Here is a 19,612-nt window from a genome sequence, read left to right as displayed (position 1 = left end):
GACCGTTGAGCCGCTCGGTACTGGTCACCGGAGGTAACCGGGGCATCGGCCTCGCCATCGCCCAGAGCTTCGCCGAGGCCGGCGACAAGGTCGCCATCACCAGCCGCAACGGCGAGGTCCCGGCGGAACTCGCCAAGTACGACGTCCTCGCGGTGCGCGCCGACATCACCGACACCGAGCAGGTCGACGCCGCCTTCACCGAGATCGAGGCCGCGCACGGCCCGGTCGAGGTCCTGGTCGCCAACGCCGGCATCACCAAGGACACCCTGCTGCTGCGCATGTCCGAGGACGACTTCACCTCCGTCCTGGACACCAACCTCACCGGCACCTTCCGGGTCGTGAAGCGGGCCGCCGCCAAGATGCTGCGCGCCCGCAAGGGCCGCGTCGTCCTGATCTCCTCCGTGGTGGGCCTCAGCGGCTCCGCCGGGCAGGTCAACTACGCCGCCTCCAAGTCCGGCCTGGTCGGCTTCGCCCGCTCGCTGGCCCGCGAACTCGGCTCCCGCAACATCACCGTCAACGTGATCGCGCCCGGCTTCGTCGACACCGACATGACCGCCGTGCTCAGCGAGGAGCGCCGCAAGGAGATCGTCTCCGGCGTCCCCCTGGGCCGCTACGCCGCCCCCGCCGAGATCGCCTCGGCCGCGCGGTTCCTGGCCTCCGACGAGGCCGCGTACATCACCGGAGCCGTCATTCCCGTCGACGGCGGATTGGGCATGGGTCACTGACCATGAGTGGAATTCTCGAAGGCAAGCGCATTCTGATCACCGGCGTGCTGATGGAGTCCTCCATCGCCTTCCACGCCGCGAAGCTCGCCCAGGAACAGGGCGCCGAGATCATCCTCACCGCCTTCCCCCGGCCCAGCCTCACCGAGCGCATCGCCAAGAAGCTGCCCAAGCCGGTCAAGGTCCTGGAGCTCGACGTCTCCAACGCCGAGCAGCTGGCCGGCATCGCCGACCAGGTCCGCGAGCACCTGCCCACCCTGGACGGCATCGTCCACTCCATCGGCTTCGCGCCGCAGGACGCGCTCGGCGGCAACTTCCTCGACACCCCGTGGGAGTCCGTCGCCACCGCGATGCAGGTCTCCGCGTACTCGCTGAAGTCCCTCACCACCGCGCTGCTCCCGCTCATGCAGGACGGCGGCTCGGTGGTCGGCCTGACCTTCGACGCGCAGTTCGCCTGGCCGCAGTACGACTGGATGGGCCCGGCGAAGGCCGCCCTGGAGTCCACCAACCGTTACCTCGCCCGCTACCTGGGCGAGCGCGACATCCGCTGCAACCTGATCTCGGCGGGCCCGATCGGCTCGATGGCCGCGAAGTCCATCCCGGGCTTCCCGGACCTGGCCGCGACCTGGGACACCCGTTCCCCGCTCAAGTGGGACGTCTCCGACCCGGAGCCGGCCGCGCGCGGCGTTGTCGCGCTGCTGAGCGAGTGGTTCCCGAAGACCACGGGCGAGATCGTCCACGTGGACGGCGGGCTGCACGCGATCGGTGCGTAAGTAGCTTTGTCAGGGGCCCGGGGAACTGTTGGACCGTTCCCCGGGCCCCGGTCTTTCCTCAGGCCTTGCACCTGCCGATGGCGCGGCCTGCCGCCTCGGCGGCCTTCTCGGGGTCGCCGGACCTGATCGCCTCGATGATGTCGGAGTGCGGGACCCAGCGGTGGGGGAGCAGGTCGGGGCCGACGTCGTGGCGGAGGTGGGCGAGGAGGACCTCACCGAGGTCGGCGTAGATGGCGGCGAGGACGTCGTTGTGGGCGGCGGACACCACCGCGTGGTGGAACGCGGCGTCGGCCTGGATGAAGTCCTCGGGGACGCCGGCGTGCCAGGCGGCGTCGCGGCGGGCCAGGGCGGCGTCGAGGAGTTCGAGGTCGCGGGCGGTGCGGCGGGTCGCGGCGAAGCCGGCGGCGGAGGTCTCCAGGGTGGCGCGGAGTTCGGCGACCTGGTCCTGGTCGGCGTCGGCGAAGCGGCGGTGCATGACGCCGGCGAGTTCGCTGGTGGCGAGGACGTAGGTGCCGGAGCCCTGCCGGATGTCGACCAGGCCGTTGTGGGCGAGGGCGCGGACGGCCTCGCGGACGGTGTTGCGGGCGACGCCGAGCTGGTCGACCAGCTCCGCCTCGGTCGGGATGCGTGACCCCACCGGCCACTCGCCCGAGGTGATCTGGCCCCGGAGTTGGGCGATCACCTGGTCGGAGAGCGGGGTGCGGCGAGTGGTCGACAGCGCCAAGGTCGGGCTCCTTCTGTGGTTTACGTCATCAGGATACCGGGGCGACGAAAGTCATCCCATGATTCTATGATTACGGCATGTCTACCGCAGCAGACCCCTCAGCAACCGAGACCGAGAGCCCCCGACCAGCCCCCTCGCCCGTCGCCACCGCCTCCAGCGGCGCCGCCGCCGTCCTGCTCGCCGTCGGCGTGGCGGCCGCCGCGGTCAACCTGCGCCCGGTGGTGACCAGCCTCGGTGCGCTGCTCGACCCGGTCCAGGAGGGCCTGGGGATGAGCGCCACCGTGGCCGGCCTGCTCGCCGCGGTGCCGCCGCTGTGCTTCGCGGTGCTGGGCATGGCCGCCCCCGCGCTGGCCCGCCGGCTGGGCCCGATCACCGTGGTGACGGCCGCGTTGGGCGCCATCACGGCGGGCGTGGTGGCCCGCTCGTTCACCGGTTCCACCGCGGTGTTCCTGCTGCTCACCGCGCTGGCGCTGGCCGGCGTGGCACTGGCCAACGTGCTGCTGCCGGTGGTGATCAAGCGGTACTTCCCGGACCGCGTCGCCCCGATGATCGGCCTGTACTCGATGGCGCTGTCGGTCGGCACCTCGCTGGCCGCCGCCACCACCGTCCCGCTGGCCCACGCGCTCGGCGGCTCCTGGCGGCTCGGCCTCGGCGTCTGGGCGCTGCCGGCCGTCCTCGCGCTGGCGCTGTGGCTGACGGTGCTGTTCGGGCGCCGCGAGAAGAACGGCGGCGGCTCAGCTCCCGCGCCCGCGCACGTCCGGCTGCCGATCCTGCGCAGCCGCACCGCCTGGGCGCTGGGCGCGTTCTTCGGCCTCCAGTCCACCAGCGCGTACAGCACGATGGGCTTCCTGCCGAAGATCTACCACGAGGCGGGCGTCTCGGAGTCCGCGGCCGGCGTGCTGCTGGCCCTGGTGATGGTGGTCAGCGTGCCGGTCTCGTTCGCGCTGCCCAACCTGGCCGCCCGGCGCGGCGACCAGCGGCTGTACGTGGTGGTGCTGGGCCTGTGCGGCATCGCCGGCTACATCGGGCTGATGTTGGCGCCCGGGACGGTGCCGTGGCTGTGGGCGATCCTGGTGGGCCTGTCGATGTGTGCGTTCCCGCTGGCGCTGACCATGCTCGGCCTGCGCGCCCGCACCCCCGGCGGGGTGGCCCAGCTGTCGGCGTTCGCGCAGAGCCTGGGGTACCTGATCTGCATCCCCGGCCCGATCCTGATGGGGGCGCTGTACGAGCGCACCGGCGAGTGGTACCTGCCGCTGGGCCTGCTCGCGGCGCTGCTGGTGCCGCAGATCCTGGTCGGACTGCGGGCGGCCCGGGCCCGGCACATCGAGGACGAGGCCGTCCGTTAGGCTCGTCGGCATGCCAGTACTCGACCCGAATCCCCAGGGCGGCCAGAAGAAGCTGCTGCAGATGCTCGGCGTGATCGCCGGGATCGTGGTGCTGCTCGCGATCATCGCGACGGTCGCCCAGAACATGGGCTGACCTGTCGGCGGAAGCTGCCACCCACAGGGGTGGCAGCTTCCGCGACCCCGCGCCCGGGCGGCAGTTTTCTGCGAAGCTCTAGGGGTATGAGCGCCGACACCCCTCGTAGGATCATCGTTCTCCGCCATGCCCGGGCCGACTGGCCCAACCAGGTCGACGACCACGACCGCCCGCTGGCCGACCGCGGGCGCGGCCAGGCCACCGAGGCCGGCCGCTGGCTCGCCGACTCCGGCGTCAACCCCGACCACGTCCTGTGCTCCACCGCGCTGCGCACCCGGGAGACCTGGAAGCTGGTCGCCCACGAGCTGCCCAAGCGTCCCCGGAAGACGGTCTACGAGGACCGGCTGTACGAGGCCCAGCCCGGGCGGCTGATCGAGGTGATCCAGGAAACCCCCGAGGAGCACGCCGACCTGCTGCTGGTCGGCCACAACCCCGGCGTGCTGGGCCTGACCCAGGTGCTGGCCGGCGACGAGGGCGACGTCGAGGAGCTCAACCGGATGCGGCTCAACGGCTTCCCGCCCGCCGCCGTGGCCGTGCTCAGCCTGGCCGGCCCGTGGAAGCTGGTCGAGCCCGGCGTGGCCCGGCTCGACTCGTACTTCATGCCGCAGGACTGACCCACGGGACGAAGAAGGGGGCGGGGTCGTCGGACCCCGCCCCCTTCGTGCCGCCGTCAGTCCTCGGTGGGCGTGCCGTCCAGCTCGTCGGCCGCCTCGACCTCTTCGCGGGTGATGCCCAGCAGGTACAGCACGGTGTCCAGGAACGGCACGTTCACCGCGGTGTCGGCCTGCTGGCGGACCACCGGCTTGGCGTTGAACGCCACGCCCAGGCCCGCCGCGTTCAGCATGTCCAGGTCGTTGGCGCCGTCGCCGATCGCCACCGTCTGCTCCAGCGGCACCCCGGCCTGCTCGGCGAACCGGGCCAGCCAGCGGGCCTTGCCGGCCCGGTCGACGATCTCGCCGGTGACCTTGCCGGTGAACCTGCCGTCCACCACCTCCAGGGTGTTGGCGGCCGCGAAGTCCAGGCCCAGACGCTCCACCAGGTGCTCGGTGACCTGGGTGAAACCGCCGGAGACGATCGCCACCTGGTAGCCGAGCCGCTTCAGGGTGCGGATCAGGGTCCGGGCGCCGGGGGTCAGCCGGACCTCGGAGCGGACCTTCTCGGTGACCGCCGCGTCCAGGCCCGCCAGCAGCGCCACCCGGGCGCGCAGCGACTCGGCGAAGTCCAGCTCGCCGCGCATCGCCTGCGCCGTCACCTCGGCGACCTGCTCCTCGCAGCCCGCGTGGGCGGCGAACAGCTCGATCACCTCGTCCTGGATCAGCGTCGAGTCGACGTCCATCACCACCAGGCGCTTGGCCCGCTGGTGCAGCCCCGAGCGGACCACCGCGATGTCCACCCGCTGCACGGCCGCCTCCGCGGCCAGCACCGCGCGCAGCTCCTCGGTGGGCACGCCGGAGATGGTCAGCTCCACCGCCGTCACCGGGTACTTGGCCAGACGGAACACCCGGTCGATGTTGCCGTCGGCCTCCGAGACCCGGGCCGACAGCGCCGCCACCGCGGCTGCGGTCAGCGGGTGGCCGAGCACCGTGACGTGCGAACGCCCCTCGCGGCGCGGACGGTTGTCGCCGGTGCCGGAGATGATCTCGGCCTGCAGCCGGTGCTCCTCGGCCCAGCGGTGCACCGTCACCCGCAGCGAACCCTCCGCGCCCGGCGCGGGCGGGGGAGTGACCAGCGCGCACAGCGTTATCCGGCCACGGGTGACCACCTGCTCGATGTCGATCACCTCGACCCCGAAGTCGGCGAGCTGGGTGAACAGGCCCGCGGTGATCCCGGGGCGGTCCTTGCCGAACACCTTGACCAGCAGCGTTCGCTCGTTGTCGGTGTTCACGGGCGGCGCGGCGGAAAGGGCCTGAGCGGCCGGATCTGTTGCGTTCATGGTGCCTCCCACGCTACCCGGAGCCCCCGCGCGGGAGTCGCCCGCGTCCGCGTCGTGGGACACCCGACGGACGCCCCGGCAGGTCCACGAGCGGTGCCAGAGCGGTGCCCGAGCGGTCACAGAACCGTGTCCCGGGTTCCGGGCACGCCGCCCCGGCTGGAATGATTCCCCCCGTCAGATGCAACATCCTGGGGGACCGGAGAGCGGGGCGGGCGGAGAGTTGCCGCAACTCGTACTAGAGATCGACGGCCGGCAGCGGGTACTCGAACCCGGCCGTGCCTACACCATCGGCCGTGACCCGGCGTCGGACTTCCCGTTCGACGACGCCAGGGTCTCCTGGCGGCACGCCACCATCGCGTTCGACGGCGCGGCCTGGCAGTTCACCGACCACGGCTCCACCAACGGCACCTTCGTGGCCGGGGCGCGGGTCCAGCACAGCGCCGTCCACCCCGGCACCGTGGTGCACCTCGGCAACGGGCAGAACGGACCCCGGCTGGCGTTCACCGCGCCCGCCGGCGCGCCCGCGCCCGGCCGGCCCGAGGCGCTGCACGAGGCCGTCACCAACCGGGCGCCCGGCCCGCAGGCGCAGCCGCCGTACCAGCAGCCGCCGTTCGGGCCCGGCCCGGCCGCCCGGCCCGGGAACCTGCCGCCGGTCGAACAGCCGATCCCGCAGGGCTGGGACGCCCCCACCCCGCGGCCCGGCTTCCCGCAGCAGCAGGGCTTCCCGCCGCCGCAGCAGCCCTTCCCGCAGCAGCAGGGCTTCCCGGCGCAGGGCGGGGCACCCGTCGCGCAGCCGCCGTTCCCGCAACAGCAACAGCAGCAGCAGTACCAGCAGCCGCAGCCGCCCGTGCAGCAGCAGTTCCAGCCGCCCGTGCAACAGCAGCCGCAGCCGCCGGTGCAGCAGCAGTACCAGCCTCCGCAGCAGCAGCAGCAGCAGCCGTCCGCGCCGGCCGGCGGGCTCGGCAGCCCGACCATGATCCGCAGCCTGAGCGGCGGCCGGACCATCCGGATCGGCCGCGCCCTGGACAACGACATCGTCGTCTCCGACCTCCAGGTCTCCCGGCACCACGCCGAACTGCGCCAACTGCCGGACGGCCGCTGGGAGATCGTCGACCTCGGCAGCCACAACGGGATCTTCCTGAACGGCCAGCCGACCCGCCGCCAGCTGATGGGCCCGCAGGACCGACTCACCGTCGGCCACTCCTCCTTCGTGCTGGTCGGCGACCAGCTGCAGGAGTTCGTCGACAACGGCGCCGTCACCTTCTCCGCCCACCACCTGACCGTCGAGGTCGACTTCAAGGGCGGCAAGAAGATCCTGCTCAACGACGTGTCGTTCTCCGTCCCGGAGAAGTCGCTGGTCGCCGTGATCGGCCCGTCCGGCTCCGGCAAGTCCACCCTGCTGCGCGCCCTCACCGGCTACCGGCCCGCCGACCGCGGCGACGTGCTGTACGACGGCCGCAACCTCTACCGCCAGTTCGCCGAACTGCGCTCCCGGATCGGCCTGGTGCCGCAGTCCGAGATCCTGCACAAGGAACTCACCGTCCGCACCGCCCTCAAGTACGCGGCCCGGCTGCGCTTCCCGGGCGACACCGAGGCCGCCGAGCGCGAGCGCCGGATCGACGAGGTGCTGTACGAACTGCGCCTGGACAAGCGCGCCGACAACCGCATCACCGCGCTCTCCGGCGGCCAGCAGAAGCGCGTCTCGGTGGCCCTGGAACTGCTCACCAAGCCCTCGCTGATCTTCCTGGACGAGCCGACCTCCGGCCTCGACCCGGGCATGGACCGCGAGGTCATGCAGACCCTGCGCGGCCTCGCCGACGACGGCCGCACCGTCCTGGTCGTCACCCACTCGGTGGCCGAACTCGCGCTCTGCGACCGGCTGCTGGTGATGGCGCCCGGCGGCTCGGTGGCCTACTTCGGCCCGCCCGGCGAAGCCCTGCACTTCTTCGGCTACGAGACCTGGGCCGACGTCTTCCAGGCCTTCGAGAACTACCCCGACCACGACTGGGCCGGCCGCTACCGCAACTCGGTGCACTACCAGCAGTACTCGGCCAACGTGGACGCCGCCGTCACCCAGGCCCAGCCCAACGCGCTCACCCAGCTGCGCCCGCCCAAGCCGCAGAGCTGGGGCTCCCAGCTGTGGACGCTGATCCGCCGCTACCTGTCGGTGATCGCCTCCGACCGGGGCTTCATCCTGCTGTCCCTGCTGCTGCCACTGGTACTCGGCGCGGTCTCCGCGGTGATCCCCGACAAGTGCGGCCTGGCGCCCTGCGCCAGCAACGGCCGCAACGACGTGGCCCGCCTGATCCTGATGGTCGTCGCGTTCTCCGCCTGCCTGTCCGGCTCGGCGAACTCGGTCCGCGAGCTGATCAAGGAACGGGCGATCTACGAACGGGAACGTGCCACCGGCCTGTCCCGGACGGCGTACCTGCTGTCGAAGATCATCGTGCTGGGCGCGATCAGCTTCCTGCAGGGCGGCATCATCTCCGCCATCGCCTTCAAGGTCCGCACCCTGCCCGCCGAGGGCCTGCTGCTCAAGCACCTGCCCGCCGCCGAGATGTCGATCGGCGTGATGCTGCTCAGCTTCACCTCGATGATGGTCGGCCTGGCCATCTCCTCGCTGGTGAAGACCTCCGAGAAGACCATGCCGCTGCTGGTCATGTTCGCCATCGTGCAGATGGTGTTCACCGGCGCGATCTTCCAGCTCTTCGACAAGCCCGGCCTGGAGCAGTTCGCCTGGCTGATGCCCGCCCGCTGGGGTGTCTCCGCCAGCGGCAACACCCTCGACCTGGCGCACATCTCCCCGGTCGTGGTCGTCAAGCCCCCGGAGACCGGCCCGTACGACACCCTGTGGGACCACTCCGCCGGGATCATGTTCCTCAACTGGTTCATGATGATCGCCATCTCCGTCGGCCTGGCCTTCGCCATCCAGCGCTTCCAGAAGCGCCACGAGCCCGAGGTCATGCAGAAGGGCTGATCGTCCGATCGGAACAGGGCCGGGGAGCACACGCTCCCCGGCCCTTCGACGTAGGTCCCCCGCCCGAGGCGGCGGCCATGATCGCGGCGGTAGCGTGGCCGCATGGAGAGTCCCGGGTGCGACCCCTCGCTGGAGGGGATCGAGGCGGTCAGCGCCGCCGTACTGGCGATGAGCCGACCGCTCGAAGTGCGGGAGGTGCTGCGCCGGATCACCGCCTCCGCACGCACCCTGCTCGGCGCCGAGTACGCCGCCCTCGGCCTGCCCGACGACCACGGCGGCTTCGCCCAGTTCGTGGTGGACGGCGTCAGCGACGAGCAGTGGCGGGCGATCGGCCCGCTGCCCCGCCAGCACGGCGTCCTCGCCTCGATGCTGCACGACCGCGAACCGACCCGGCTCAAGGACGTCCACACCGCGCCCGACTTCGGCGGCTGGCCGGAGGCGCACCCCGACATGACCGACTTCCTCGGCATGCCGATCATGGACGAGGACGAGATCGCCGGCGCCCTGTACCTGGCCAACAAGCCCGGCGGATTCACCGAGCACGACGAGGCCCTGCTGCGGATCCTGGTCGCGCACGCCGCCCTCGCCCTCGGCAACGCCCGGCTGTACGAACGCAGCCGCGAACTCACGCTCTCCGGCGAACGCGCCCGGATCGCGCACGACCTGCACGACGCCGTCTCGCAGAAGCTCTTCTCGCTGCGCCTCACCGCCCGCGCCGCCGCCACCCTGGTCGAACGCGACCCGGCACGGGCCCGCGACAACCTCGCCGAGGTGGCCCGGTTGGCCGCCGAGGCCGCCGACGAACTGCGCGCCGTGGTAGTCGAGTTGAGGCCCGCCGCGTTGGAGGAGGACGGCCTGGTCGCCACCCTCGCCTCGCAGATCCAGGTGCTCGACCGGGCGCACAGCGCCACCGTCCGGTTCACCGCCACCGGCGTGCGCGCGCTGCCCGCCGGGCAGGAGTCGGCGGTGCTGCGGGTCGCCCAGGAGGCGCTGCACAACGCGCTGCGGCACGCCGGGGCGAAGGCCGTCACCGTCACTCTCACCGGCACCGCCGGCCGCGGCGTGAAGCTGACCGTCGCCGACGACGGCCGCGGCTTCGACCCCGAATCGGTCCGCCGGGCCGGCCGCCACCTCGGCCTGGTGTCGATGCGCGACCGGGCCGCCGCGGTCGGCGGCCGACTGTCCCTGGAGTCCGCCCCGGGCCGGGGCACCCTGGTCGAAATGGAGGTCCCCGGTGCCTGACAACGCGTCACCGATCCGCGTCCTGCTGGTGGACGACCACCAGGTCGTCCGGCGCGGCCTGCGCACCTTCCTGGAGGTGCAGGACGACATCGAGGTCGTCGGCGAGGCCGCCGACGGCGCGGAGGCCGTCGAACAGGCCGGCGCGCTCGCCCCCGACGTGGTGCTGATGGACCTCAAGATGCCCCGGGTGGACGGCATCGAGGCGCTGCGGCTGCTGCGCGAACAGCACAACCCGGCCAAGGTGCTGATCGTCACCAGCTTCACCGAGCACCGCACCATGGTCCCCGCACTGCGGGCCGGCGCGGCCGGCTACGTGTACAAGGACGTCGACCCGGAGGCACTGGCCGGGGCGATCCGCTCGGTGCACGCCGGGCACGTCCTGCTGCAGCCCGAACTCGCCGCCGCCCTGCTCGCCGAGGACGTCCCCGCGCCCCCGCAGGGCCGCGGCGGCAGCCTCACCGACCGCGAGCGGGAAGTCCTCTCGCACCTCGCCGACGGCCGCTCCAACCGGGAGATCGCCCGCGCGCTCCACCTGTCCGAGAAGACCGTGAAGACGCACGTGTCGAACATCCTGATGAAGCTGGACGTCGCGGACCGCACCCAGGCGGCGCTGTGGGCGGTCCGCAACCAGGGCTGAGCTCAGCCGCGCTCGTCCACGATCGCGTTGTACGCCGCGACCTGGGCCCGCCGGGCGGTGCGGTCCAGCGGGGCGAGGATCTCCCGCCGGGCCGCCATCTCGGACGCGGACACCGCCGCTCCGTGGCCGCCCGCCGCGATCCCCAGCAGCGCCGACACCTGCCGGGCCGACTCCAGCACCCGCACCGCGCGCGGCGGGTAGCCGGGCGCGAGCAGCTCGTGGTGGCCGCGGCGGCGGAAGTCCTCCAGGGCGCGCAGCGTCTCCGGCCCGGCCCCGGCCACGTCCAGCCGGGTCAGCATGACGGTCGCCTGCCGCAGGCTGTCCGCCAGTTCGCGCTCCGCCTCGTCCAGCGAGGGCACGTCCGCGGGCAGCGCGTCGTTGACCGGCAGGCACTGCCACAGCACCCGCACGCCCTGGTCGCCCGCCGGGCCGTACACCTCGACCTCCGGCACCAGCCCGTACGGGACGCCCACCGCCACGACCGCCTCCCCGGCGCCCAGCGCCAGCGCGTTGAAGGCCGGCGGGCCGGTCAGCCCCAGCGGGTGCCCGGCCGCCGGCAGCGCCAGCCGCAGGCCCTTCGCGCCCAGCACGCGCAGCCGCCCCAGCGCCCAGGTGAGCCCGTGCAGCGAGTCCGGCTCCTCGCCGGGCAGCCCGGTCACCCGGTGGGCGTCGTCGGTGCCCTGAACGGCCGTCGCCGCGTCGTCGGGGGAGCTGGCACCGGCCAGCAGCGCGTTGCCCCAGGCGGTGAGTCGCCCCGAACGGGGCTCTTGGTACGGATTGTCGGCAGGAGTCGCGAGCATCGGACCAGCCTACGGACAACCGGGCGGGGCGGGTGGCGTAGGTTTGGCCTGACACAGGTTGGACCGCACCCCGAGGACCTTCGCGCAGGTTCCACGGACGGCCGGTTTCTTGCATTTGGGGAAGGCGTAGGCATGAGCGACGTGCTGGAACTGGTGGACGTTTCCGTGGTCCGGGAGGGGCGCGCACTCGTCGATCACGTGTCCTGGACGGTCAAGGAGGGCGAGCGCTGGGTGGTGCTCGGCCCCAACGGCGCGGGCAAGACGACCCTCCTCCAGATCGCCGGCGCGTACCTGTTCCCGAGCTCGGGCCAGGCCGTGGTGCTCGGTGAGAAGCTCGACCAGATCGACGTGTTCGAGCAGCGGGCCCGGATCGGTCTGGCCAGCGCCGCCATGTTCGACAAGCTGCCGGGCAACCAGACCGTGCTGGAGAGCGTGCTGACCGCCGCCTGGGGTCTGACCGTGCACGGCAAGGAGACCTACGACCAGCCCGACGAGGCCCGCGCCCTGGTACTGCTCGACCGCCTCGGCATGGCCGGCTTCACCGACCGCAAGTTCGGCACCCTCTCCGAGGGCGAGCGCAAGCGCACCCTGATCGCCCGCGCCCTGATGACCGACCCCGAACTGCTGCTGCTGGACGAGCCCGCCGCCGGCCTCGACCTCGGCGGCCGCGAGGACCTGGTGCGCCGCCTCGCCGCGCTCGCCCAGGACGAGTTCGCGCCGTCCATGGTGATGGTCACCCACCACGTGGAGGAGATCGTCCCCGGCATGACCCACGTGCTGATGATCCGGCAAGGCAAGGTCATGACCGCCGGTCCGATCGGGACCACCCTCACCGCCCGCAACCTCTCGCACTGCTTCGGCCTGCCGCTGACCCTGGAGCAGCGCGGCGACCGCTGGACCGCGCAGGGCCTGCCGCTCGGCTGACGGCCGGATCCGGACCACTGGGGAGCCGGTCGCACACCTGGCCGGTTTCCGCACCCCCAGCTGCGGGAAGCTACGCCTGAAGAGCTCGAACTTCCCTAGGATGGACGCGTGGACGGCTGGATCTGGTGGCTGCTGCTTGCAGTGGGCCTGGGCATTCCGCTGGTGGTGACCGCGATGCCCGAATTCGCCATGCTCGCGGTCGGCGCCGGCGCGGCCGCCCTGACGGCCGGGGTGGGCGGCGGCGTGGTTCCGCAGTTCCTGGTGTTCGTCGGAGTGTCGGCGGCGCTCCTGGTGTTCGTACGCCCGATCGCCTACCGCCAGTTGAAGCAGGGCCCGGGCTACCGCTCGGGCGTGGAGGCGCTGACCGGCGCCACCGCAGTGGTACAGGAAACCGTCGATGGAGGGGAGGGCGGCCGGATCAAGCTCAACGGCGAGATCTGGTCCGCCCGGGCGCTCCACCCGGGCTCGGTCTTCGAGCCCGGCCAGCAGGTCGACGTCGTCGAAATCCAGGGCGCGACCGCCCTGGTCATCTAGGGGAGAAGCGTTGGAACCCGTCCTCATCGTGCTGATCGTCCTGGTCGTGGTGGCCTTCATCGCCCTGATCAAGACGATCCAGGTGATTCCGCAGGCCAGCGCCGCGATCGTGGAGCGCTTCGGCCGTTACACCCGCACCCTCAGCGCCGGTCTGAACATCGTGGTGCCGTTCATCGACACCATCCGCAACCGGATCGACCTGCGCGAGCAGGTCGTCCCGTTCCCGCCGCAGCCGGTCATCACCTCGGACAACCTGGTCGTCAACATCGACACCGTCATCTACTACCAGGTGACCGACCCCCGGGCCGCGACCTACGAGGTCGCCAGCTACATCCAGGCCATTGAGCAGCTGACCGTCACCACCCTGCGCAACATCATCGGCTCCATGGACCTCGAATCCACCCTGACCTCCCGCGAGGTCATCAACGCCGGCCTCCGCGGCGTCCTCGACGAGGCCACCGGCCGCTGGGGCATCCGGGTCAACCGCGTCGAGCTCAAGGCCATCGAGCCGCCGACCTCCATCCAGGACTCGATGGAGAAGCAGATGCGCGCCGACCGTGACAAGCGCGCCGCGATCCTCACCGCCGAAGGCGCCCGGCAGGCCCAGATCCTGCGCGCCGAGGGTGAGAAGCAGGCCGCCGTCCTCCAGGCCGAGGGCGAGGCCCAGGCCGCGGTGCTGAAGGCCGACGGTGAGGCCGCCGCGATCCGCACCGTGTTCGAGGCCATCCACGAGGGCGACGCCGACCAGAAGCTGCTCGCCTACCAGTACCTGCAGACCCTGCCGGAGCTCGCCAAGGGCGACGCCAACAAGCTGTGGATCATCCCCAGCGAGGTCGGCGACGCGCTCAAGGGCCTCGGCGGCGCCTTCCAGGGCGTCACCGGCGGCGGCAACGGCGCGGCCCCCGCCGCCCCGCCCGTCCCCCCGGCCGCCGCCCGCGTCCCGGTCGACCCCACCAGCGCCCCGCGCCCGGTGGACACCGACAAGACCCTCCGCCCGCGGGTCGAGCCCACCCGCGAGTACCCGAAGATCGACGAGTAAGCAGCTCCGCCCCCGCAGGCCCCGCCGGAACCAACTGGCGGGGCCTGCGGCCGTGTTGGGCCCCGGCCGGATCGCGGACCGGCGCTGGCCAAACGCCGCGGCCTCCGGCATGATCGACCGGCCCGACAGTAGCGATCAAAGGGGAAGCAGATGACACTGTGGGAGGCGCTCGCCGTCCTGCTCGCCGGAACCGCCGCCGGCACCATCAACGTCATCGTCGGCTCCGGCACCCTGATCACCTTCCCCGTCCTGCTCGCCGTCGGCCTGCCGCCCGTCACCGCCAACGTCTCCAACACCCTCGGCCTGGCCCCCGGCTCGCTCGCCGGCGCCATCGGCTACCGCGCCGAACTCGCCGGCCAGGGCCGCCGCCTGCTCCGCTACGGCGCCGCCTCACTGACCGGCGGACTCATCGGCGCCGCCCTGCTGATCGTGCTCCCCGGCAAGGCCTTCGACGCCATCGTCCCCGTCCTCATCCTCACCGCCCTGGTCCTCGTCGTGGTGCAACCCCGGGTCGCCCGCGCCATGGCCGCCCGCCGCGCCGCCGGCACCCTGCCGCCCGCCACCGACGGCGGCCCGCTGCTGCTGTTCCTGATCGCCCTCACCGGCGTCTACGGCGGCTACTTCGGCGCCGCCCAGGGCGTCCTGCTGCTCGCCCTGATGGGCATGCTGCTCCCCGACACCCTGCAGACCATCAACGGCATCAAGAACGTCCTCGCGTTGATCGTCAACGGCGTCGCCGCGATCTTCTTCGTCTTCACCTCCACCGTGAACTGGACCGCCGCCCTCCTGATCGCCGTCGGCTCCACCCTCGGCGGCATGCTCGGCGCCAAGATCGGACGCCGCCTCCCGCCCGTCGCGCTGCGCACCCTGATCGTCGTGATCGGACTCGCCGCCGTCACCAAGCTGCTCTTCCTCTGAACCGACGTAGGCTCGGCCGCGACAGCCGACGTACCCTCCCGGACGGAGAAACGCCATGAGCCGCACACGCCTCACCGAGGATCAGATCAGCGCCGCCCTCGCCGACCTCCCGCACTGGACCCGCACCGGCGAGGCCCTCACCCGCACCGCCGAGACCGCGAGCTTCCCCACCGCCATCAAGGTCGTCGACGCCGTCGCCGAACAGGCCGAAGCCCTCGACCACCACCCCGACATCGACATCCGCTGGCGCACCCTCACCTTCCTCCTCACCACCCACAGCGCGGGCGGCCTGACCGGCCTCGACTTCACCCTCGCCCACCTGATCGACCAGGCCCTCGACACCGCCGCCTGACCCACCCTCCCCACGCCCCGGCCCAAGCCCGCCCGCGAAGCGTGAGATGCTGGCGTGCCAAATCGCAGTCGGGACGGACGGAACGCATGGCTCAGGAACCCTCCACGCCCCCCGGGTACGACCAGCAGCAGCCCTGGTACCCGCAGCCGCAGCCGTCCTACGGCGACCAGCAGGCGTACGTCGAGCAGCAGGTCTACGTGGAGCAGCCGCAGCCGTCCTACGGCGACCAGCAGGCCTACGCGGAGCAGCCGCAGCAGGTCTACGGCGAGCAGCAGCAGGCGGCCTACGGCGGTTACCCGCAGCCCGGGGGACAGCTGGACCCGGCCGCCCAGCAGCTCTACGGCCGCCCCGACCAGGGCTACCAGCCGCAGGACTACGCCCAGGCGTACGGCCAGCCTCAGGGCCACCCCGAGGGCTGGGGCGACCAGCAGACGTACGGTCAGCAGCAGCTCTACGCGGACCAGCAGCAGGCCTACGGCTACCCGCAGGCCGACCAGCAGCTGTACGCGCCCGCCGACCCGTTCGCGCAGCCGGACATGGTGTCGCCGCTGACGCCGAACGCGTTCGAGCAGCAGCAGCAGCAGCCCGCCGCCACCGAGGCCATTCCGGTCACCGCCTCCGACTACCCGCAGACCAGCGCCGCCGACCCGTTCGCGCCCGGCGCCGACGGCACGTCAACCCCCCTCGCCGCCACCGCCGACGACGCCGACCCGGCCGACGGGCCGGCGGCCGGCGGGCTGGCCGCCCGGGCCCGCGCCGCCGTCACCTCCGGGCCCGGCGCGCCCAGCAAGCGCGGGCTCATGATCCGGATAGGCGCCGGTGTCGCCGCCCTCGCCGTACTGACCACCGCAGCCGTGCTGGCCACCTCCGACAGCGACGGCGGCGACAAGTCCGCCGGCAAGGGCGGCCAGGGCACCCCCCAGAACATCGCCGTCGCCCACACCAAGGCCTGGACCGCCGGCGACCCGGCCGCCGCCGGAGCCCAGGGCGCCGACGACACCCTGGTCGGCAGCTGGCTGCTCGCCGACGCCGTGGTCCGCGCCGACGCCACCGGCGTGCACTCCTACAACCTGGCCGACGGCAAGCCCGGCTGGACGCTCACCCCGCCCAGCAACGGCGCCGTCCCCTGCGGGCTGTCCCCGAACGTCAACTCCGCCGGCGTCGGCGCGGTCGCCTTCCGCACCTCGTCCGACCCGAACAGCGCGTGCACCGTCGCCGCCGCCGTCGACACCAAGGCCGGGAAGATCACCTGGTCCAAGACGCTGTCCGACGCCAAGGACAAGTACGTCACCCACGTCGCCGTCACCGACGACAAGGTGATCGCGGTCGGCGACGACAAGGCCTCCGCCTGGGCGGCCGGCGACGGCGCCGAGGCCTGGCAGTACACCGGCCAGGGCAAGTTCTGCAGCCTCTCCGGCAGCGCCGGCGCCACCACCGTCGTGCTGCACAGCAACTGCGCCGACTCCACCCCCGGTGACCAGGCCGTGGTCCTGAACGTCTCCGACGGCAAGGTCAAGTACTGGCGGGGGCTCAACAACCAGCCCAAGACCGTCACGGTGCTCTCCGCCGAGCCCGCCGTGGTCCTCACCACGGGCAACCAGCCCGGCGACGACCGGGTCTTCGCCTGGGGCGCGGCCGGCGACCCGGGCGTCGAGATCCCGCTCGCCGTCGAGGGCGGCGGCCGCCTGGACGTCGCCCGCGGCAGCTTCGCCGCCGTCCCCGGTGTGTACTTCGAGGGCAGCACGATGTTCGCCGCGGTCGTCCCCGACGGCGGCGGCAACCCCACCGCGATCGCCGCCTACGACCTGGCCACCGGCAAGTCGAAGTGGCGCACCCCGATCGCCGAGAAGGGCAAGGCGCACCCGGCCGGCGTCGACAGCGGCGGCCTGCTGGTCGCCGTCGACGAGCGCGCCGACCAGCCCGCGCACCTCAGCCGCTTCGCGCTGGCCGGCGGCCAGGAGACCCAGGGCGGCGCGTTCCCGGCGGGCACCGGCTCGCTGCTCTCGGCCGGACGGGTCTTCACCGCCTCCGGGCACGTGGTCGCCGTCCCCGAGCACGCCGCCAACTTCGGCATCGCCACCGGCTTCAGCAGCAAGAGCTGACCGGCCGCCGGCCACCTGGCTGCCGGCCACCGCCCGTACGACGACGGGCCCGACCTGTCCCCTGATCAGGTCGGGCCCGTCGGCCTTTACGCGCCCGCCGGCAGCCAGGCGGCGAGCTCCCCGAGCTCACCCGCCCGCAGCCCGAGCGCGAGCATCAACGTCGCCTCCGGCGTCGGTTCGAACGGCCGTCGCAGCAGCCGCATCCCGGCCTGCTCCGGCGTCCGGTCCGCCTTGCGCTGGTTGTCCTCCGCGCAGGCCGCCACGGTGTTCAGCCAGCTGTCGGCACCACCGCGGGACCGCGGCACCAGGTGGTCCACGGTGGTGGCCCGGCTCCCGCAGTACGCGCACCGGTGCTGGTCCCGCGCCAGCACACCCCGCCGCGACCACGGAGCCCGTTGTCGGAACGGCACCCGCACGTATCTGGTCAGCCTGATCACCCGCGGCACCGGCACCTGCACCCCCGAGCCGCGCACCACCCGCAGCGGATGCGCCTGCTCGACGACCGCCTTGTCCTGCAGGACCAGCACCACCGCACGGCGCAGCGGCACCGTGGTCAGCGGTTCGTAGCTCGCGTTCAGGACAAGGGTGTTGCGCATGACGGGCCACCTCCGGTGCTCGCGCGCCGCCGGTCGGCGGTGGCAACCACTCTGAAGGCCCGTCCCGCCCCGAACAACGGAATTTCCGTCCCACCCACCGACCTGTCCCCGAACCCGCAGGCCGCGACCGCGTAGGCTCTACCCCGCTGAACCTGTCCAGGCGCGCGGCCCACCCGGCCGCACCGCGCCGGACCCACGACCGAAGGAGACGCGGGACCGTGACCGACATCGTCGACGAGCTCCAGTGGCGCGGGCTGATCGCCCTGTCCACTGACGAGGACGCACTGCGCAAGGCGTTCGCGGACGGCCCGGTCACGTTCTATTGCGGCTTCGACCCGACCGCGCCCAGCCTGCACCTCGGCAACCTGGTCCAGATCCTGACCATGCGCCGTATCCAGCAGGCCGGAAACCTCCCGCTGGGCCTGGTCGGCGGCGCCACCGGCCTGATCGGCGACCCCAAGCCCACCGCCGAGCGCGTCCTCAACGACCCCGAGACGGTGGCCGGCTGGGTCGAGCGCCTGCGCGGTCAGATCTCCCGCTTCCTCGACTTCGAGGGCGAGTTCGCCGCGCGCATGGTCAACAACCTGGACTGGACGTCCGGCATGTCGGCGATCAGCCTGCTGCGCGACGTCGGCAGGTACTTCCGGGTCAACAACATGATCGCCAAGGAGGCGGTGGCCCGCCGGCTCAACTCCGACGCGGGCATCAGCTACACCGAGTTCAGCTACCAGATCCTCCAGGGCATGGACTACCTGGAGCTGAACCGCCGCTACGGCTGCACCCTGCAGACCGGCGGCAGCGACCAGTGGGGCAACCTGACCGCCGGCACCGACCTGATCCGCAAGGCCGAGAGCCGCTCCGTGCACGCCCTCGCCACCCCGCTGATCACCAAGGCCGACGGCACCAAGTTCGGCAAGACCGAGTCCGGCACCGTCTGGCTCGACCCCGAACTCACCACCCCCTACGCCTTCTACCAGTTCTGGCTGAACGCGGACGACCGGGACGTCGCCAAGTTCCTGCGCATCTTCTCCTTCCGCAGCCGCGAGGAGATCGAGCAGCTGGAACGCGACACCGCCGAACGCCCCGCCGCCCGACTTGCCCAGCGTGCGCTGGCCGAGGAGCTCACCACCCTCGTCCACGGCGCCGAGCAGTACGAGCGCGCCGTCGCCGCCTCCAAGGCGCTGTTCGGCCAGGGCGACCTCGCCGACCTCGAACCCGCCACCCTGGCCGCCGCCCTCGCCGAGGTCCCCAAGGTCACCGTCACCGAACTCGGCCAGCTCGTCGACCTCCTGGTCGAATCCGGCCTGGCCCCCAGCCGCTCCGGTGCCCGCCGCACCATCAAGGAGGGCGGCGCCTACCTCAACAACGCCAAGGTCGCCGACGAGGAGGCCGTCGCCACCACCGACGACCTGCTGCACGGCCGCTGGCTCGTCCTCCGCCGCGGAAAGCGCAACCTGGCCGCCGTGGAGCTCGCCGGTGCCTGAACATCGAGCCGGATGGCTTGAAACACACCGCAGTTGACCTGTGGCACCCATGTCGAGGGGCCGGATCCAGCCAGATCCGGCCCCTCGATGTTTGACTCGCCGGCCTCGGCCACCTAAGGTGGTCCGAGTCGCCTGAACCGGACGTGACCGGGAGGCGGCCCCCCAAACCCTGATGAGCGACTTGTTCGCGTATCCATTCGGAAGTTCGAGTGGAAATGCGGACCGAATAACTCTGGTAGAGTTCGGGAGCGCCGAAAGGCAAAAGCAAATCGGACTGAATGAAACTCCGGAAAACGGAGCGGAAAACATCTGATAAGCTTGAAACACGAAAGAACGCAGTAACATTGAAACGAATGCCCGGAGGGTCCGCAGGAAT

19 protein-coding genes are annotated in these 19,612 nt (G+C 72.1%); 15 read left to right on the top strand and 4 right to left on the bottom strand.

Going from position 1 to position 19,612, the window contains the following annotated elements:
* Positions 1-5: 5 nt before the first annotated feature.
* Both fabG and fabI read left to right on the top strand, forming a co-directional pair.
* The gene (gene fabG / locus AMK19_RS22315) at positions 6-725 is read left to right on the top strand and encodes a 3-oxoacyl-[acyl-carrier-protein] reductase (protein WP_073814609.1); all 720 of its coding nucleotides are present in this window, start codon (positions 6-8) and stop codon (positions 723-725) included.
* A 2-nt stretch (positions 726-727) separates the two neighbouring features.
* Entirely contained in the window at positions 728-1,495 is a 768-nt protein-coding gene (fabI, locus tag AMK19_RS22310; protein ID WP_073814607.1) for an enoyl-ACP reductase FabI, read from the top strand.
* A gap of 58 nt (positions 1,496-1,553) precedes the next feature.
* On the opposite strand, the gene AMK19_RS22305 is transcribed toward fabI, so the two are convergent.
* Positions 1,554-2,219 (bottom strand): FadR/GntR family transcriptional regulator, encoded by a 666-nt coding sequence (locus tag AMK19_RS22305; RefSeq protein WP_073814605.1) that lies wholly within the window; start codon positions 2,217-2,219, stop codon positions 1,554-1,556.
* A gap of 77 nt (positions 2,220-2,296) precedes the next feature.
* Here AMK19_RS22305 and AMK19_RS22300 point away from each other — a divergent pair, with 77 nt between their 5' ends.
* From AMK19_RS22300 to AMK19_RS22295, 3 genes are all read left to right on the top strand, one after another.
* Positions 2,297-3,565 (top strand): MFS transporter, encoded by a 1,269-nt coding sequence (locus AMK19_RS22300; RefSeq protein ID WP_073814602.1) that lies wholly within the window; start codon positions 2,297-2,299, stop codon positions 3,563-3,565.
* A gap of 10 nt (positions 3,566-3,575) precedes the next feature.
* Positions 3,576-3,698, top strand: a complete 123-nt coding sequence (locus AMK19_RS38155; RefSeq protein WP_274536991.1) for an SGM_5486 family transporter-associated protein — start codon at positions 3,576-3,578, stop codon at positions 3,696-3,698.
* 86 nt (positions 3,699-3,784) lie between these two features.
* Complete coding sequence (locus tag AMK19_RS22295; protein ID WP_073814599.1) at positions 3,785-4,312, top strand: SixA phosphatase family protein; 528 nt, start codon at positions 3,785-3,787, stop codon at positions 4,310-4,312.
* 56 nt (positions 4,313-4,368) lie between these two features.
* Here the strand turns inward: AMK19_RS22295 and serB are convergent, their stop codons facing one another.
* Positions 4,369-5,631 (bottom strand): phosphoserine phosphatase SerB, encoded by a 1,263-nt coding sequence (gene serB, locus AMK19_RS22290; RefSeq protein WP_073814597.1) that lies wholly within the window; start codon positions 5,629-5,631, stop codon positions 4,369-4,371.
* A gap of 178 nt (positions 5,632-5,809) precedes the next feature.
* Between serB and AMK19_RS22285 the strand changes: the two genes are divergently transcribed.
* The 3 genes from AMK19_RS22285 (at position 5,810) to AMK19_RS22275 (ending at position 10,487) form a co-directional block, all read left to right on the top strand.
* On the top strand, positions 5,810-8,608 hold the full coding sequence (locus tag AMK19_RS22285) for an FHA domain-containing protein (RefSeq protein ID WP_073814595.1): 2,799 nt from the start codon (positions 5,810-5,812) through the stop codon (positions 8,606-8,608).
* A gap of 102 nt (positions 8,609-8,710) precedes the next feature.
* A complete protein-coding gene (locus tag AMK19_RS22280) occupies positions 8,711-9,850 on the top strand; it encodes a GAF domain-containing sensor histidine kinase (RefSeq protein ID WP_073814593.1) in 1,140 nt (379 codons plus the stop codon).
* Positions 9,843-10,487, top strand: coding sequence for a response regulator (locus tag AMK19_RS22275; protein WP_073814591.1), 645 nt, complete (start codon positions 9,843-9,845; stop codon positions 10,485-10,487). Before AMK19_RS22280 ends, AMK19_RS22275 begins: the two co-directional genes overlap by 8 nt.
* Positions 10,488-10,489: 2 nt before the next feature.
* Here AMK19_RS22275 and AMK19_RS22270 read toward each other — a convergent pair whose 3' ends face one another.
* The gene (locus tag AMK19_RS22270) at positions 10,490-11,287 is read right to left on the bottom strand and encodes a hypothetical protein (RefSeq protein WP_073814589.1); all 798 of its coding nucleotides are present in this window, start codon (positions 11,285-11,287) and stop codon (positions 10,490-10,492) included.
* A gap of 132 nt (positions 11,288-11,419) precedes the next feature.
* Between AMK19_RS22270 and AMK19_RS22265 the strand changes: the two genes are divergently transcribed.
* From AMK19_RS22265 to AMK19_RS22240, 6 genes are all read left to right on the top strand, one after another.
* The gene (locus AMK19_RS22265; protein WP_073814587.1) at positions 11,420-12,211 is read left to right on the top strand and encodes an ABC transporter ATP-binding protein; all 792 of its coding nucleotides are present in this window, start codon (positions 11,420-11,422) and stop codon (positions 12,209-12,211) included.
* Positions 12,212-12,331: 120 nt separating this feature from the next.
* Positions 12,332-12,745 carry an NfeD family protein gene (locus AMK19_RS22260; RefSeq protein WP_073815092.1) on the top strand — a complete coding sequence of 138 codons (414 nt, stop codon included), beginning with the start codon at positions 12,332-12,334 and terminating at the stop codon, positions 12,743-12,745.
* Between the two features lie 10 nt (positions 12,746-12,755).
* On the top strand, positions 12,756-13,784 hold the full coding sequence (locus AMK19_RS22255; protein WP_073814585.1) for an SPFH domain-containing protein: 1,029 nt from the start codon (positions 12,756-12,758) through the stop codon (positions 13,782-13,784).
* Between the two features lie 150 nt (positions 13,785-13,934).
* Positions 13,935-14,702 (top strand): sulfite exporter TauE/SafE family protein, encoded by a 768-nt coding sequence (locus AMK19_RS22250; RefSeq protein ID WP_073814583.1) that lies wholly within the window; start codon positions 13,935-13,937, stop codon positions 14,700-14,702.
* A gap of 55 nt (positions 14,703-14,757) precedes the next feature.
* Positions 14,758-15,054 (top strand): 4a-hydroxytetrahydrobiopterin dehydratase, encoded by a 297-nt coding sequence (locus AMK19_RS22245; protein WP_073814581.1) that lies wholly within the window; start codon positions 14,758-14,760, stop codon positions 15,052-15,054.
* 86 nt (positions 15,055-15,140) lie between these two features.
* Positions 15,141-17,156, top strand: a complete 2,016-nt coding sequence (locus AMK19_RS22240) for a PQQ-binding-like beta-propeller repeat protein (protein WP_073814579.1) — start codon at positions 15,141-15,143, stop codon at positions 17,154-17,156.
* Between the two features lie 86 nt (positions 17,157-17,242).
* Here the strand turns inward: AMK19_RS22240 and AMK19_RS22235 are convergent, their stop codons facing one another.
* A complete protein-coding gene (locus AMK19_RS22235; RefSeq protein ID WP_073814577.1) occupies positions 17,243-17,752 on the bottom strand; it encodes an HNH endonuclease in 510 nt (169 codons plus the stop codon).
* A 218-nt stretch (positions 17,753-17,970) separates the two neighbouring features.
* Between AMK19_RS22235 and tyrS the strand changes: the two genes are divergently transcribed.
* On the top strand, positions 17,971-19,236 hold the full coding sequence (gene tyrS, locus AMK19_RS22230) for a tyrosine--tRNA ligase (protein WP_073814575.1): 1,266 nt from the start codon (positions 17,971-17,973) through the stop codon (positions 19,234-19,236).
* The last annotated feature ends 376 nt before the right edge of the window (positions 19,237-19,612 follow it).

It is taken from the genome of Kitasatospora sp. CB01950 (assembly GCF_001905465.1).
GTDB lineage: Bacteria > Actinomycetota > Actinomycetes > Streptomycetales > Streptomycetaceae > Kitasatospora.
The sequence above is the reverse complement of the archived record's forward strand: the minus strand, read 5'-3'. Positions and strand labels throughout refer to the sequence as shown.

Coding starts and splice junctions, on each gene's coding strand:
- AMK19_RS22240 (WP_073814579.1), top strand. CDS start 15,141: ATGGCTCAGGAACCCTCCACGCCCCCCGGGTACGACCAGCAGCAGCCC.
- serB (WP_073814597.1), bottom strand. CDS start 5,631: ATGAACGCAACAGATCCGGCCGCTCAGGCCCTTTCCGCCGCGCCGCCC.
- AMK19_RS22235 (WP_073814577.1), bottom strand. CDS start 17,752: ATGCGCAACACCCTTGTCCTGAACGCGAGCTACGAACCGCTGACCACG.
- AMK19_RS22250 (WP_073814583.1), top strand. CDS start 13,935: ATGACACTGTGGGAGGCGCTCGCCGTCCTGCTCGCCGGAACCGCCGCC.
- AMK19_RS22265 (WP_073814587.1), top strand. CDS start 11,420: ATGAGCGACGTGCTGGAACTGGTGGACGTTTCCGTGGTCCGGGAGGGG.
- AMK19_RS22300 (WP_073814602.1), top strand. CDS start 2,297: ATGTCTACCGCAGCAGACCCCTCAGCAACCGAGACCGAGAGCCCCCGA.
- AMK19_RS22285 (WP_073814595.1), top strand. CDS start 5,810: ATGCAACATCCTGGGGGACCGGAGAGCGGGGCGGGCGGAGAGTTGCCG.
- AMK19_RS22270 (WP_073814589.1), bottom strand. CDS start 11,287: ATGCTCGCGACTCCTGCCGACAATCCGTACCAAGAGCCCCGTTCGGGG.
- AMK19_RS38155 (WP_274536991.1), top strand. CDS start 3,576: ATGCCAGTACTCGACCCGAATCCCCAGGGCGGCCAGAAGAAGCTGCTG.
- AMK19_RS22295 (WP_073814599.1), top strand. CDS start 3,785: ATGAGCGCCGACACCCCTCGTAGGATCATCGTTCTCCGCCATGCCCGG.
- AMK19_RS22280 (WP_073814593.1), top strand. CDS start 8,711: ATGGAGAGTCCCGGGTGCGACCCCTCGCTGGAGGGGATCGAGGCGGTC.
- fabI (WP_073814607.1), top strand. CDS start 728: ATGAGTGGAATTCTCGAAGGCAAGCGCATTCTGATCACCGGCGTGCTG.
- AMK19_RS22245 (WP_073814581.1), top strand. CDS start 14,758: ATGAGCCGCACACGCCTCACCGAGGATCAGATCAGCGCCGCCCTCGCC.